The organism is Candidatus Thorarchaeota archaeon (assembly GCA_013388835.1).
In the GTDB taxonomy this organism is placed as follows: domain Archaea; phylum Asgardarchaeota; class Thorarchaeia; order Thorarchaeales; family Thorarchaeaceae; genus JACAEL01.
This window is the reverse complement of the sequence record JACAEL010000035.1, coordinates 14,312-30,706: the sequence shown is the minus strand read 5'-3', so window position 1 is coordinate 30,706 and position 16,395 is coordinate 14,312. Positions and strand designations below refer to the sequence as shown.

Here is a 16,395-nt window from a genome sequence, read left to right as displayed (position 1 = left end):
TAAGATGAGAACGAGAGTATTCAGTCTGGCTGCGCTTATCGCGCTGGTAATGTTGGTTGGTTCATTTGGCATCATCCCAACGCTTCCCGCTCCGACCCTCTCAGCAGGCGAGGCGGAGGCAGTTGTGGAGTCAATAGGCGACGAGGAGCTCTCTCCTGATGACTTTCCAAACCAGGTGTTGAAGGAACTCGCCGAAGACACCGAGCCTGGTATACCTAGTGAGGTGGACCTTGGTCTCGTTCTTCAGGACAAGACCAACGCGTACTCGACCATATTTGAGCCTTGGAAGACGAAGGCTGCAATTCATGCAATCGCCTACGACGAGGCGACCGGCTTCCTAGCGCTGGGTGGCGGATACCTCTATGACAATGAGATTCACATCTGGCGACTGAACTCCGAGACCGGTGACTTCGACAAGGTCTGGGACAGTGGTGACAGTATCATACGCTCCGACGTGATGGCTCTGGCCTGGGGTGACACAGACCTGAACGACTTCATTGAAGTTGCAGCCGCAAGTGCTGACGGCTTTGTCTACCTCTTCGAGCAGAGGCACATCTACGACCCTCAGGCAAACACTGAGAACATGTTTGATCACGTCTGGACATCTCCCCACACGTTCCGTGCATTCGATGTCAAGATATATGATGCTGACCGTGACTATCGTGCAGACATCATCATCGGTGGTTGGGACGGCAAGGTGAGATGCTTTGAGTACGACACTCACTCAAACTACCCGTTCAGTGATGAACATTGGATTGAGTTCCGCCAGGTCTGGGACTCCGGCGACGCCATCACCGGTAGGATTTACGCGCTGGCCTATGGTGACACCAACTTCAATGGTCTTCCGGAGATTGTTGCCGGGACTCGAGAGGGTCGCGTATATGTCTTCGAGAATGACGGTGTGCACCTGATGATAAACGGTCAGCCGTTCCCGCTCATCAACGACAACGACTACAAGCTAGTCTGGACTTCCAAGAACTATACATGGACACCAATCATCGACATGAAGATTGGAGAGCTCGACCAGACAGACGGCGAGGAGATTGCATTGGTCGCTCAGGGTCAGGGTGTGTTCGTTCTTGACTGGAGCGAGGCAACCAACACATACAGCTACCAGCGAGTGTACCGGCCATGGGACGAGTGGCAGATGCAGCCCGAGGCGCCGTGGCGATTGGACTTCTGGGCGGATGCAGTTGTCAAGGCAAACAACGTGACCTATCGCCTAGCCAACGGCACAGACATTCCTGAGCCGATAACTTACACCATGGTTGGAGGCTATGCCGAGCCCCCTGCCGAAGCCTACCCCTACAACACTGGAATGGCCAACGCCTCAGATGGGCACTATACCTACTTCAATGCCAACACGGCACCCAATGCGACGGCCATCATCGACTTTGGACGTGATGAGGAGGGTACGGGAAGTGCAAGTTCAGCGTGGGACCTGAGAATCAAGTTCTATGCCGCACCCAATCTCTTGAATGTCAACGTGTCAGTCGGCCAGAGCAGCACCGACTTTGAGCAGATTGAGAGGGAGCGGATGTTCGTCTCTGGCAATTACCTGTATGTCGATGTGGACGACGCCCTCGGTGCGCGGCAATGGGACTGGTTCCGTTATCTTAAGATATCAGTCTTCAATGGTGTGCAGTATCGGATAGATTCCATTGAGCTGATGCAAGTCTATACTCAGCTTACGACAGCACTCACGGTGGCAATCGGTCCGCTGCCCGAGGCATTCAACCTGTACGGCCCACCCAACGAACCCGACCGGCTTCTAGTCTCAACTGTCATAGGCAACTTCTACGGTTTCAAGTACAACGCAACCACGCTCAAGTACGACCTCATGTGGGACTCTTCACGTGACGACTTCTTCAGCCTGGGCACGAACGTGTGGGACATGGTGTACTTGGGTCACACTACGAACATACCCACATGGCTTGCTGGCGGTGTCGCCTATCAGATGCCCGTCGCAGGAACCTACCGTCACTGGACTGTAGGTGACCTGTACCAGTTGGACTGGGTGGGTGGAATGAACCCCCACGAGATGATAGTCGTCGACTCGGGCAACCAGATCTATGTGTACAAGACGGATCCCAACCCATGGAACACGGTGGGAGGCAGTCTTGAGGAAGACCTCACCGCAGAGGGCTACTTTACGGGAATCGAGAACGAGTACACCCCCACCGATATGATATCAGTTGAACTTGCACTGTTCAACGTGTTCCAGATGCCTGTGGCGGCGGTGGGTTCTTACAACCCGGAGATATCATTAGCGGACAAATACGGCAGTGGCTCAGGTCTGATGTGGGGCGAGATCATATTCTATACTAGAGAACTCTCCACCGACCCCTTCTCTACGCTTAACACCTACACTTCTGCTGAGGTCGATGACACGGGTGATATAGTAGTCGCTCTGTCGAACGCCAAGACGGTCCCAAGGATGAAGTTCGTGGACTGGGATGGGGATGGAGACCTGGACATGATACTGTCGACCGGTTATCTCTACTACTGTGAGAACATAGGCATCCCCGGAGGCGCTCTGGTGCCCAAGTTCCGGATGCACAAGGGCTACTTTGACATCATGAACAGTGGAGACTCCATGAACGACTACTGGGGTCAGCCAGAGGTCGCTGACATAGACAATGACGGAGACCTTGACCTGATTCTGAGTTATGACACTCGTGAGGGAGCTACATGCTGGCTCAACAAGGGCACGAGAGATGATCCTGTCTGGGTCCAGAACAAGAAGCTCTTCTCAAACAGCAGGCCTGAGACCAACCTGAAGTACAACCACTTCACGGGGATTCGCATTGTGCCCTACAACTGGAACCTGCCTCAGGACTTCTGGGCTGAGGTCAACCAGGCGATGGTGACGCTGGGTGGTGGGCAGTACACGATGATGGCCTACAAGCAGGACACAGAGCAGATGGCCATATTCTATCCAGTCTACGACCAGAGTGCCAGTTATGCTCTGGCCACATACCCCACCGTGTACAGATACGAGTTCTCTATCCAGAGCAAGAACGCCTTGAACTTCGGCTATCATGCGACCGAGTCATGGAGCACTTCGGCGGATATTGAGAACTGGACGCTCACAGTGCGCACAGGCGATGTAGACTCTGACGGCAAGGGCGAGGTGATTGTGGGTGACTATGACAACAACATATACATCTTCGAGCACATGGTCAACAACACTTACAAGCGTGCCTTCCGGTCTTTTGACATAAACCACACTGTGATAAGTGACACCAGCCCGTACATGTGGGAAGAACTGGAGGGTCTGTCAGGCACTTTCCATCGCGTGATATGGGACCATGTCAAGCACATTGTGGCAGGCTGTGACCTGGACCGCGACAACCTGCGTGAGCTAATAGCATCCACCGACCTGCAGGTCTACGTCTTTGAGGACACCGGCATCGATGACACGTATCGCCTCGTCTACACAATCGACCTACGTGACTCGGACTTCGCAGACACTGAGGGCTGGGACTATGTGAGCGAGATAACTGCACTTGCCGCTGGCGACGACCTTGACCTGAACGGTCAGAGGGAGCTTGTCATTGCGGCAGGCCCATTCCTCTTCGTCTACAACATCGCCTTCAACTCCTGGTACTCTTCAATCGAGTACTTCATGAGCAGTCCCTCTCTCGAAGGACGATACTACCTCATTGGTAATGGGGCAAACGAGGACTTCATGAAAGCGTCCATTGAGACCATCGTCACCGGTGACACTGACGAGGACGGCTTCCGCGAGCTCATCATCGGAGGAAGAGCCAATGTCACTCAGATTCGACAGGACGGGTTTGTCAAGGTGTACGAGTGGCGCGGGGCAACGTTCGCCGAGGCATGGGGCGCTCCGATGGAAGTGACCTACTGGAACCCAGTGACGAGCCTTGTGATCGATGACCAGGACTACGACTCTGCACAGGAGATCATCATAGGTCACAGTCAGGGGTTCGATATCTGGGAGTACTCTGCAGCTGAGGGCTACGTGAAGGTTGATGTCGTCACGTCTTCCCCGAACTATCCCTATCTGGACCTCAAGAGCATACTCAACACTGGAGAACAGCCATATCTGACCTCCCGCGGCGACAACGACATCGCCTACTACTTCACCAACAACAATGACTGGATAGTGTCCGTGTTCACAAGGGCTGGCAAGTTGTGGTACAAGTCCCATTACGTCCCACTTGGCATATGGTCAGATGCCCAGCAGGTGTACACTGGCACGTATCCTCCATACTCAGGCAGTGAAGTAGAGGAGTATCAGCCCTCCCTCTTCCTTAATCCAAATGGCACCTTGTATCTCACATGGAAGACCTATGTCTACTACGGCGGAATTGACAACTATGACATCTGGGTGTCAAAGTGGCTCGGTGGCGGATGGGACAGTCCAAGGTCGCAACTCCCCACCTCTTCCCAGCGGGACTACCCGTCTCTGTGCAGAATCGGAAGCCAGCTTGGGCTTGTATACACCTACCAGACAAACAATCTACTGTACTACAGGACGCTCTCATCCTGGGGCGGCTCCTGGTCCTTTTCCAGTACAGTAAGCTTCAGGAACTACTTGGACTACTATGTGCAGTCCGCTGACATCATGATGTTACCTGATGGAGGTTACGCTCTGGCCTTCTCGGGGCGCAACAACACGCTTGCCAAGACGGACCTTGACATCTTTGTGACGATAAGCAACAGCTCTTTCATCTGGACCGACAGCCCCGTGTATCAGGCCACCTCCTCCTACAACAATGAGGTCAATCCTGACATTGGGATGCTCGACGCTCCCGAACAAACGCTAATGGTGACGTACGAGTCAGTCGAGTCCCCTGTCGAGGACCGAATCCAGATGAGCTACTCGAACTCCTACACCATGTGGCGCCAACACGAGCCACTTGCCACCTTCCCGCAGTCGTGGATTCGAGTAGAACTGCCCGGAGGCGGAGTGCAGTACTACTTCAACGAAACGGTGAAGATGTACGCACCGAACGCACTCTCCCCGAGTGTGCTTGGGCTCAGGGGCGGCGGATTCATGCAGGTGCATGCGTTCGACTTCTGGTCACCCGGAACGACTGAACTCAGCCCTGCGTACATATCCGGGGCTGTGAGCCCCTACCACAGGGCCAAGTATCACGAGAGCGCCACACTACTCTGGGCAATCAATCCCTCCTCGAGGTTCTCGCACTTCAACATTGAGAGTGTCGTGGACATGGATGTCGGCGATACGGATGGCGATGGCAGACGTGAGGTCGCTGTGGGATTCGAGAACCGGGTGGGCATATATGAGCTGACCCATTCCAATACCGGAGGCGGGATCATGCAACACGAGGAGGCATGGCTTTCAAGCATATACGCACAGCCGGTGACCGGAGTGTCTGTCTATGACTCGAATGGCAACGGCTTCGAGGAGATAGCCGTGTCCTGTGAGAGAGGTGAGTCATACGCCCTCGAGTACGTTGACGTTGGCACAGGACGTGTCAACCTGCTCCATTCCGCGGAGTTGTGGAATAGCACCATTGGTGCACAGGTCTCCTACTTCGGACTCAGCCAACCACTGGCGGTTTTTGATGTGAATGGGGACGGGCGTGATGACATAGTAGTCGGTGAGGACAACGGAGCAGTGCGTTGCTATGACGGCAATGGTACACAGCTCTGGGTAAACAGTCTGTACACAGGAGACCCATTCTGGATTGAGGTCGGGAATCTCACTTCGAGTGGACAACCATACATTGGTGTCAGTCGATGGGATGGGAACTTCACGATACTGAGAGCTGAGTCCGGAATAGCTGTGAGTCATACTCTCGTGGGACCTATCTTCCCTGACGGGGTTGCTATGGGTGATATTCATGGCGACCCGACGACCGAGTTTGTGACTGGATGCGTGTATGGATGGGTTGTTGCCCTTCAGCCAAACGGGACAGTTCTCTGGAACACAACATTACCGGTTGGTATGGGTGGCCACTCGATTGTGGTGGGCAACTTCACCGGAAGTGCTCACCTGGATGTTGCTGTGAAGGCCATAAACGGTTCATTCTACTTCCTCAACGGGACTGATGGCTCAATCATGTTCGGAGTACATGCATCCACTGGCGGCGATCTCATTCGGATGGCGCTGGCGGACTTGAACTCGGACGGGGTAGATGACATCGTGACCGGGCTTGCACACCTCTGGGCGATAGACCCCGTGAACCGCTCTGTGATCTACAACTCGACAGTCATCCCACCCGACAACATCCGTTGGCTATGGGTCGAAGACTTCGACCTTGATAGTGTGTTCGAGGCAGTCTACGTCACTCAGCACGGAGTGTACTTGGAGGAGTTCACCTCAGGGCGTGTCATATGGAGTTACATGTGGGACGCTCCTGACCATGGAACAATCAATGATGCGATGCTGGGCACGTTTGCGGGCGGCAGACTGGGTGTGGGCATCTGTACCTCTGACGGTTTCCTCATCGCATTGGACGCACTGACCGGTGTCGTGGTGTACTTTGACTCCGTAGCCGGGGCCAGCTACAATCAAGTGGCAGTCGGCGACTTCGATGAGGACGGCATGTGTGAAGTTGCCGGGTTCAGGTCTACCAGCGGCGACGTGCGTGCAATTGACGAGGTCTTTCCATGGACACCAGATCCTCCGGAGGCATTCGACCAGTGGTCTGTCTACTGGAAGGAAACCCTTGTTGGGCGCGAATCAAACCGTGGGGTCTGGACATACGACGTCAACAGGGACGGCGCCCCAGAGTGCATCGTGGCTGGCAACGACGACCACATATACGTCTATGACACAGTTCATCCAGATCTTCTCTGGAGCTTCGACTCTAACGGGCATGTGCTCGACATTCAGTTCGGCGACTTCGGTGGAAACGGTACGCACGACCTGCTCGTCCTGCTCAACAAGACGGGTGTGTATTGCGTGATTGGGCTTGACGGTGTCAACGGTCACCCACTGAGTGCAATAGAGAAGGTCGCACCCACGGGTACACGCATCAACGTGTTCTCCGTGGCTGACTTCGACACCACTCTTACCGGGCTCGAGTACGCCATACTGTACACGACGGCAGCGAACCTCACCTACCTCCGAATCTACGACAATACGGGGATTGAGAAGTATAAGGGGTCGCTCAACGCCACCTCATTCTACCCGACCATGGTGCGCACAGGCCAGTTCTGGAACACTCCACGGACTGATATCGCAGTGTTCGGCATCTCCTCATCACATGACGGAGACTTGTTCATGTGGGAGGGCGACGGCGCCTTTGCGGGGTCTTGGCCTAGTGGCTACCCGCTCGTCGTGGATGTCGCGGTGGGCAATCTCAACGGGGACAGCTACACGGACTTTGCCGTAGCGATGGACGGGGGCTGGGCCTGGACTTGGAGTGCTGCCAGCGGCACGTTCTGGCAGGTGAACATGAATGCGACAGTGGCGAGCATAGACGTGTACAACATAGACGGCACGCCAACAGCCGAGGTGATTGTGAACACCAATGAACTTGGAATCATTGCGTCCAATGGGCCTTCATACTCGGTAATATGGAACTACAAGGCGCCGACCACCACAGCCAAGAAGATGGTGCTCTCCGACATGGATGAGAACGGAGTGATGGACATTGTGCTCATGCTTGAGGAGCACTTTGCCATCATCGAGTCGACGACCGGAGATGTGCTGGGTGCGTACGCGATGACACACTCGCCCACCTACCTTCGGGTTGGCCAATACGATGGTCTCGATGGCAAGGACGTGATCTACTACTACGGCGGCACGACCTACTGCATCACCAACCGCACAAAGCCTCCACCCGTGCCTCTCGTCGCGAGCTGGCAAGGCCTTGAGGATGTGTCTGCTGTGGCATTGACCATCTCGATATTGGTGGCAATACCTGTAGTCGTGGTGGTCGGGGTGGTGGTTCGAGTCCGGAGCAGGCGTGAGCACCAGTGATCAAGCAGTGCCCCGGGGACTGACAGAGCCTCGGGGCACCAGCCATTTTCGCCTCGTCAACCGTCAGCTGGAGCGCTCCGACATGAGAACTCCGTGCTGCCGAGACAAGATGCCTCACTGTCTAGGCTGAATTGGCGAGAGCGTTCTCAGGCAGGGTGTGCATACGCCAAGAATGGTGTTCCCTCCAGCGTCGGCGAGACCTGCCCATGCAACCTGTCTGATAGCCACAACCGCAACGCAGTGACACTGGAGCCGGTCGACTCAGATTGTGGGCGCAAGCATCTTGTCGTATACTGTCACAGTCTGGAAGACTTGCGACTTGGTTCTCGTCAATCGCTGATTTCAGCAACACACATAGGTATCTGACCGGGATGCGATTCTCCCCCATCACTTCGCAGGGGTGATACAGAGGGGACATCCAACACACATTGAAATCCTCTGCGTGTTACTCTTGCCCGAGGTGATGCGCCTTAGAGCTTCTGGTTGTAGGGCACATCTACCGCGAGCTGCGGGTGACGCCCAAAGGAAGAGAAGAGGAGAGACTCGGAGGAGCCCCAGTATATGCAGCGAGCGCACAGACCCTGGGTGCAGTGGGCACAGGGATAGTGTCGTGTGTGGGCACTGACTTCGATGACATTCATGTTGCTCACCTCGCGTCCTGTGGGATTGTCACCACCGGACTCTACCGTCGTGGCCCGCACTCCACACAGATTATCACCACAGAGTCAGAAGACGGGTCCAGGAGCCAGGACGCAGTGTCCGTTGCTTCGAAGATAGAAGGGAAGGACCTGCACCGCGAGCACCTGTCTGCGAGCACAATCTACTTTTCACCCACGATAAGTGAAGTGAGCTGCTCCTGTCTGAAGGCTGCGGCAGGAAGCGAAGCAATAGTAGCACTTGAGGTCGCAGGGTGCCTCAGGACGGTTGGCAGTTACGGCGCACTGAGATACTCCGTGCCGGATGACATCGATGACTTTCTGGCATACACCACTGTTCTCCTCGTCGATCCTCTCTCACTCTCCCTTCTGACGGAATCAGCATCTGAGAAGGACTCAGTCGAGTCGCTGCTGGGCCGGGGACCCTTCATAGTGATAGTCAACCGAGATGTGCATGGCTCTACTGTCTACTGCCATCACGGTGCCATTGACATACCGTACGTTGTCCCCAGCAGAGTGGTGGACATGAGTGGCTACAGTCACATGTACATGATAGGGTTTCTCATAGAGTTTCTGAGGAGTGGCGGCGAGCTGTCAAGGTCAGGCCACTTCGGCGCCGCGTGTGCCTCAGTCTCGTCCGCAGGCCGAGGGCCATTTGCGGTCATCTCACGGTACGAGGTTGAGCGACTTCTAAGGTCTCTCTACTGACGCAGGTGTACGGCTAGAGGCTGAGAGGAAGTAAGACTCGAAAGGTAGCGCCCCCCATCTCGGACTCTGCCAACTCGATTGTCCCATTCAATGACTTGACCACTTCTCTTGAGAGGTACAGGCCGAGACCTGACCCGGAGCTTGAGGCCCCCCTTTGAAAGAGACGCGGCAGTACATCTTGTGGGATTCCTGGTCCATTGTCAGACACAGTGATCTCGACACGGTTGTCCAGTCGGCGTATACGTACGTTCACATGAGCCTCCTGTCCAGCGTACTTCGACGCATTCCTCAGCAGGTTCTCGAAGACACTTGGCAGAAGTCTGCTTGCAGGGACAACTAGTGGTCCAGTGACCGCAGACTTGTCCAGTGTGATCTTCAGTTTCGGGTGCGCTTGTGCCTCTGCACGCGTTGCTTGTTCGACTAGTGCCACGATGTCTCTGACGACCTCTTGCTCTTGTGGAGCGAAGACATTCAGAAGGCTGGTCATCCTCTGGCATACAGCCTGTGCTGTCGAAAGCAGGTCATCAAGCTGTGGCGACTCCTCTCCGTGCATCATGCGGGCAAGGTCGATACTGCTCACCACTAGACCGAGGTCATTCCTGAGATCGTGTTTCAGAATCGATGAGTAGAGCTCTATCTCCCGCTGGAGCTGTTGCCGTACTCGCTCGTTTTCCTTTCTTTCGAGGTACAGGCTCACTTCGACTCCGATGGCACTGACAAGGCTGCGCTCCTCTGGAAGAAAGACCTCGTCAGATGACACCTGCGGCGGTAGCTCGGTGTAGTTGACCTCGAGCTCTCCAACGACACCTTCAGGGGTAGTGAGAGGGGTTGTTGTGCTCCACTGTGTCTGCTGGAAGTTGGCACTGGCGTACTCATCTCTGGCGAGCTTCACCCGTGCGGACGCGAGAGTGGGGAACCGCATGGCTTCCGGGATCATGTGGACAAGGGTGTAGAGTGTGCTCTCGATAGGTCTCTCCATTTCGGCGAAGAGGCGCGATATGTTTCGCAGCAGGACTATCTCGTGATTGAATCTCTGAAGACGCGAGATGATAGCTTCGAGGTCTTGTTCACGTGTCCCACCGACAGCATCTCTATTCAATGCACACTCACACACCGTTCAGCCATTTCTTCATCCGTTTCTGCCTGCGCGACATTTCGCAGCCTTGGCCCTGCCGTGCATCATGCGTACTTCTTGCCAACATAGCCTCCGATTACCAGACCAGCGATGGCGCCCAACCCCAAGTAGGTGGCAGCGCTGGCTAACGAAGCATCGGTCACAGGACCGGCTCCGACCCCTGAGGTCCTCACGACACTGCCAGCCAACTTGGTGTACGCGGTGTGATTCTCACTAGTGAGCCTGACTGTGTATGAGTATGACCACGAGAGCAGGATCCCGTCGTCGTCATATGCGGCTGAGAACGAATGGGTTCCAGTGCCATTCGCCGGCTCGACATGACTCCCGACGGGTACTGTGCCTTCGATGTTGACTTCAATGGTCAGCGAGAAGTCCCCGTCACCCGCTGCCTGTGTCAACGACTTGACAGCCGGGTTGTCTTGTGCTTGGTTCACCGCGGTGTTCCAGTCCGTTGTATGTGTGGTCCACACTGGGTTCACAAACAGGTTCCTGCCCGGATGAGCACTGCTCGTGGCAGGGTATATCACAAGAGATGAGGACTCTGATTTGTTGTCGTGGTCTTGGTCGGCCGTGTTCAAGCTGAAGAAGACCTTGTTGTCCTGAAACTGGACTGTGTCATTCGCATTCATTGCCACTGCTCCTGTCACGTAGTGGAATCCATTGTAGTTGTACTGGTAGACATCGTGGCCGCTGACCTTGGTGGCATTGAAAACGTGCACCTTGAACTCACCAGTGGTGGTGGACTTGAAGGTGTCTCCCGAGTCTAACCTGAACTCGCTGTCGTACCAAGTCGCCCGGAAGTAATAGGTGCTTCCCACAACCGCACCTCTTACGGGGCTGACTACAAGGCCGAGCACAAGGCATGTCACCAGAACCATGATTGTCGCTCTTTGCTTCAAGCCTATGTGACGCTCCACGCAGTACTGAATGACCACTTGCTGCAAATGGATAAAGAGGTATCTCTCACGAGTCTGAATGACGGCGCATTACACGGACAACTAGAGTCCGGGCACTCTCGTCGCTCCGTGTACCTGCTCAAGCAAGGCAGTGATTAGCATGATGACGGCGATGAAGAACAGAGCGACTGTGACATACACCTGCAGTGGAAGAAACACTCTGGATGTGACGAACTTGGCCCATGCAAATACCTCCTCCACACTGACAATATACGCTGCCGTCGTGACCTTCGGCAGATAGGTTGCCTCGTTCATCCATGCTGGAATGACTCGCCTCAGGCTCTGTGGCAGTATGATGTATTGTATGCTGGCGGCCCGCGACATGCCCAGTGACCGGGCTGCTAGCATCTGTCCCGAGCCTGTGGCAGTGATTGCCGAGCGCAGATACTCCGCCTGATACGCAGCACTGTTCAAGCCCAGACACAGCGCCGCCAAGAACACTCTCACATCCCAGACGCCATAACCCATTGCAAGCATGAGGTCTCTAAGCGCATGAGGCGCCAGTGCAATGAGAAGCATCTGAGTGACAACTGGTGTCCCTCTGATGATCTCGATATATGCTGTTGAGATGCGTGAGGCGATGGGGTTTCCATACACGCGCACGATTGCCAGCACGAGACCTAGCACGAATCCGAAGGCCAAAGCGAAGACATAGAGGCCCATTGTCATCGCCACACCTGAAACGAACTGACCGTAGTAGTCGGGATACAGAATCTGCACTAAGATGAATACCGACACCAACATGATTCCGAATACAATATACTGATGCGTCCTTTTCAGAGCAGAGTATGCCTGAGTCAGTCTTAATCGTCCTTGTGTGTGTCCAGTCTGAGGAACCAGCTCATCGGAAGCGATAATCTCCATGGTTCTCAAGCTCCACTATGGCATTCAGATGTCCTCAGCTGACTGGCCGTACAGAAGCTCGAGCTGGTGAAGGAACTTCCTTGCTCTCTCTGTCTTTGCTCCTGAGAAGAACTCCTCCGGGGTTCCACTCTCCAGAATGATGCCTTGGTCCATGAACAGCATCTCGTCGGCCACGGCTTTGGCAAAGCCCATCTCGTGTGTGACGACTACCATTGTCGTGCCTGCCTTGGCGATATCCAGCATGACCTGTAGCACCTCACCTATCAGCTCGGGGTCGAGTGCAGATGTCGGTTCGTCAAACAGAATCAGATCCGGCTGCATGGCAAGAGCTCGTGCAATACCCACTCTCTGTTGCTGTCCTCCTGACAGTTCTGCCGGAAAGTGGCGTGCCCTGTCCTGCATCTTGACCTGTTCCAAGGCCTTCTCTGCACGTCTGTAGGCCTCCTCCTTGCTGAGACCAAGCACCCGCCTCGGTCCGATGGCAACATTGTCGATGGCACGAAGATGAGCGAAGAGGTTGAACTGCTGAAACACAAAACCGATGCGGGATCGCAGTCTGTTGAGGTCTGCACGCGGCTCCGTAAGGCATATGTCATTGAGCATGATGAGGCCCTTGTCGGGTGGGTCGAGCATGTTTATGCATCGGAGGAGTGTACTCTTCCCGCTACCGCTTGGTCCAAAGACGACTTTCACTTCTCCTTCCCTCACCTGAAAAGAAACCCCCTTTAGCACCTCGAGGTTTCCATATCGCTTGTGTATGTCCTCCACATGAAGAACGACTGTCTGTGACATTGTATCAACCTCCTCCGAGACCTAGTTTCTTGAGTTTCTTGGTCATGTGCTCCCCTGCGAGCTTGGTCACCGGATATGTGAAGCAGAAGTAGATGAGAGTAAGAATCAGAACGACTGAGAAGAATGCCTGAGGAGCGGTGGCGTATATGTTCAGAGCAAGTTTGTCCATGACACTCACTCCTATGACCAGTGCATAGGACGTGTCCTTGATGACCACTGCGTACTCGTTTGACCATGCAGGTATTGCCAGTCTGAAAGCCTGTGGAAGTACAATGTAGAGATTCGCCTCCAATGCCGACATGCCAAGAGCCTTTGCAGCCTGCATCTGGCCCAGTGGTACCGCCATTATGGCTGACCTGAATATCCCTGACTGATATGCGGAGCTCCGTAATGCCAGTGAGAAGCCAGCGGCCATGATGAGCGAGTTGGTCCCTGGTCCCGCAAAGGCGAAGAGCCCGGGCAACCCCACTCCGAATATCATGATCAGTACAAGAACCGGGATACTCCTCATTATCCTCTCATAGGCAGCGCCCAGCATCTGAATGACTGGTGGGCCATACACCCTCCATATGGCAATGAGAATCCCATATGCGAATCCAAAGGCCAAGCCAATGAACGCAAGAAGCAGGGTTGCAGGAATGCCTGTAAGGATATACACCAACCACTGAACAAGCTCCTGCAACTCCTGCACTTGCAGCTCACCCGAACCACTTTGCAATCATTGCGTCTAATGCGCCCGTTTCAAATGCCTTCACAATCGCATTGTTCACGGCCTTCTGGAACTTGAGGTTTCCATAGCGCATGTACAGTGCTGTCGGGGGCGCAGTCACTGTGAAGATCACTTTCACACTGTATGTGCTGGCGTAGACGTCGAAGACTGGTTCGTCCACGTAGACGGCATCAAGTGTCCCTGCGTCGAGGTCTGCAAACATTGTGTCGGGACGCGGATAGCGGTGGATTATGATTCCCACACCGTCGTCAATGAGTTGGGTTATCTCATCATCCTCTACGGTGCCAGTCTGGACACCCACATCAAGCCCAGTCAGGTTTTCGAGGTGAGTGATTGTGAGCGGGGAGCTGGCCTTGACCACCACCACCTCGTTGGTTCTGATGTACCAGACCGATGGTGCAAGGACCGCGTTTCGTTCTGCAGTGATGAACGTCGCTGCTGCGATGAGGTCAATGGTGCCTGCGGAGCAAGCGCCTACTAGGGCATCAAAGTCCAAGTCGCTCCACTGTATGGTCACGTTGAGCTCATTGGCGATGTAGTTGCAGAGGTCAATATCGAAGCCATAGAGTTCGTTTGTTGTTGTGTTCACCATCTCGAATGGCGGCCAGCCAGAGCTGGTTCCTATCACCATGTAGCCTCTCTGCGTGATTGTGTCTAGAAGGTCGACTACAGGTGGTGTTGTCTGTGGAAGGAGCAGCGTCGGGATTGCATACCCGATTCCTGCTCCAATGACTAGGCCTATCACCAAGTACACGACTAGTGACGATGACACTTTTGACAATTGCTGAGAGCCTCCTTAGTATCAGGAAAGGTGAACCGACAAATGCGCTCAAGGCCTACAAATACGTTTGCCTTGCATGCCACCACTTCCTCACCTTCTCGCGGGCTCATTCCATCGCGTGACTATTGGCTCTCATGGGTCAAGGACACCTTCTGCGCTTCCTGTGACTCATCGAGCTCCGGCTCCAATTCCAAAGAGGCCCTCTTTCTTTCACGTGCCTTCTTGATCTGCACAGCGACCACGTAGGAGATAGCAGCCAGAATCCCGGCGATGGCACTTGGTGAGGCTCGGAACGAGAGGGACAGCGAGATGCCGACGACCTGCGAGACAAGCGCTATGACGAAGACAGAAATCACCACGCTTCTTACGGACCTGAGGACTTCATTGGAGGCTGCCGCAGGAGCGACGAGTATCGCGTAAACGAGAATCGCGCCGACTGCCTTTGTGGCCAGAGCAATCGCCAGTGCTGAGGTGACGAGCATGAGGTAGTGATATGCTCGGGCGTTCAGCCCCTGAGCCACTGCACCCTCCATATCCACACTCACATAGACAAACTCCTTGTTGAAGAGCAGACTGACTATGAAAAGTGGAATCGCAGTCCCGGCCAGCATTACGACATCCAAGCTGTCAAGCAGAAGCAGGTCACCAATGAGATATCCCCAGATGCTTGGCACTTGAACCGGCGGTATGTAGTACATGAGGAAGACCGCCAGGCTCATTGAGAGAGCAAACGACACCCCCACTGCCACCTCCATCTTCTCTCCTATGCCGCTCTCTCCAGCGTATCCTGTGACCAGTGCGACGAAAACCGCGAATACCAGGGCTCCCAGGATGGGGTGAAACCATGGAGCGATGCCGGTCGACTGCAGGAACAGTCCCAGAGCGGCACCGCCCAGCGCGGCATGAGAGACGCCCGAGGTCATGAATGAGAGGCCTCTGAACACCAAGAACGTCCCGCTGGTGGAGGCAACAAGCGCTATCATGAGTGCACCGAACAGAGCCCTCTGCAAGAAGGGTGACTGGAGGATTAGCAACAGGTCCTCAATCATGACGATCCGCTCCTGTGTCCTTGGTGATGCAGTACCTGTGTCCAGCGTACTCGACTACTCTCGCAGTGGGGCCGTACATCTTTGCCATGAGGGTGGGGTCCATGACGTCACACGGTGTTCCCACACCTATCACCGTCTTCTTCAGAAGCAGGACCGAACGCACATATGTGTGAATGGGGTTGAGGTCGTGAGTGACCATGATGATGCTGACATTGCCCTCGCTATAGTATCGTCCAAGAGCCTCCACTATCAAGTCCTGACTCGCATGGTCAGTACCTGCGAGAGGCTCGTCTAACATGAGCACACTGCCCTCACCAGCAAGAGCCCTTGCGACAAGCACCCTCTGCCGCTGTCCGCCTGAGAGCTCCGGAAACGGATGAGACCAGAACGACTCCATGTCAACCTGTCTGAGTGCTGTTCGTGCTCGTTCTATGTCCTTGGCGGAGGCCACTCGCGGAGGCGGCTTCTTTACCAGCCGTGACATGAGCACGATGTCCTTCACCTTCATGGGGACATTCAGGTCTATCCTGTCCCTCTGCGGCACATACCTGACCAGCCTCCTGATCTTCGACCTGTCCCTCGTGCAGTCCATTCCGTATAGCCTCATGCTTCCCCTCGTCGGCTTCAACAGTCCGAGCATCGCCTTGAGGAGAGTGCTCTTGCCGGACCCGTTGGGTCCGATTATGGCCATGAACGAGGGGGCATCCACTGAGAAGGTCACGTCTCTCAGCGCGACCTCTCCGTTCGGGTATCTGACCGCTAGACCCTCTGCTTCGACCAGAGTGTTGTCTCTCATC

10 protein-coding genes are annotated in these 16,395 nt (G+C 54.8%); 2 read left to right on the top strand and 8 right to left on the bottom strand.

Annotated features, from left to right (window positions below):
- The first annotated feature begins 4 nt into the window (after positions 1-4).
- Positions 5-7,927: a VCBS repeat-containing protein gene (locus tag HXY34_06555; GenBank protein NWF95786.1), complete on the top strand. Its 7,923-nt coding sequence runs from the start codon at positions 5-7 to the stop codon at positions 7,925-7,927.
- A 512-nt stretch (positions 7,928-8,439) separates the two neighbouring features.
- Entirely contained in the window at positions 8,440-9,291 is an 852-nt protein-coding gene (locus HXY34_06550; GenBank protein ID NWF95785.1) for a carbohydrate kinase family protein, read from the top strand.
- A 13-nt stretch (positions 9,292-9,304) separates the two neighbouring features.
- On the opposite strand, the gene HXY34_06545 is transcribed toward HXY34_06550, so the two are convergent.
- The 8 genes from HXY34_06545 to HXY34_06510 all read right to left on the bottom strand — a co-directional run bounded on the left by HXY34_06545 (position 9,305) and on the right by HXY34_06510 (position 16,394).
- Complete coding sequence (locus tag HXY34_06545; GenBank protein NWF95784.1) at positions 9,305-10,390, bottom strand: hypothetical protein; 1,086 nt, start codon at positions 10,388-10,390, stop codon at positions 9,305-9,307.
- A gap of 80 nt (positions 10,391-10,470) precedes the next feature.
- On the bottom strand, positions 10,471-11,304 hold the full coding sequence (locus tag HXY34_06540; GenBank protein NWF95783.1) for a hypothetical protein: 834 nt from the start codon (positions 11,302-11,304) through the stop codon (positions 10,471-10,473).
- Between the two features lie 120 nt (positions 11,305-11,424).
- Complete coding sequence (locus HXY34_06535) at positions 11,425-12,246, bottom strand: amino acid ABC transporter permease (GenBank protein ID NWF95782.1); 822 nt, start codon at positions 12,244-12,246, stop codon at positions 11,425-11,427.
- A gap of 24 nt (positions 12,247-12,270) precedes the next feature.
- Positions 12,271-13,038 carry an amino acid ABC transporter ATP-binding protein gene (locus tag HXY34_06530; GenBank protein NWF95781.1) on the bottom strand — a complete coding sequence of 256 codons (768 nt, stop codon included), beginning with the start codon at positions 13,036-13,038 and terminating at the stop codon, positions 12,271-12,273.
- 4 nt (positions 13,039-13,042) lie between these two features.
- Complete coding sequence (locus HXY34_06525; protein ID NWF95780.1) at positions 13,043-13,729, bottom strand: amino acid ABC transporter permease; 687 nt, start codon at positions 13,727-13,729, stop codon at positions 13,043-13,045.
- A 7-nt stretch (positions 13,730-13,736) separates the two neighbouring features.
- Positions 13,737-14,549: an amino acid ABC transporter substrate-binding protein gene (locus tag HXY34_06520; GenBank protein NWF95779.1), complete on the bottom strand. Its 813-nt coding sequence runs from the start codon at positions 14,547-14,549 to the stop codon at positions 13,737-13,739.
- Between the two features lie 122 nt (positions 14,550-14,671).
- The gene (locus HXY34_06515; protein NWF95778.1) at positions 14,672-15,598 is read right to left on the bottom strand and encodes a metal ABC transporter permease; all 927 of its coding nucleotides are present in this window, start codon (positions 15,596-15,598) and stop codon (positions 14,672-14,674) included.
- Positions 15,591-16,394, bottom strand: a complete 804-nt coding sequence (locus tag HXY34_06510) for a metal ABC transporter ATP-binding protein (GenBank protein ID NWF95777.1) — start codon at positions 16,392-16,394, stop codon at positions 15,591-15,593. The genes HXY34_06515 and HXY34_06510 overlap by 8 nt, the downstream gene beginning before the upstream one ends.
- Between the last annotated feature and the right edge of the window lies 1 nt (position 16,395).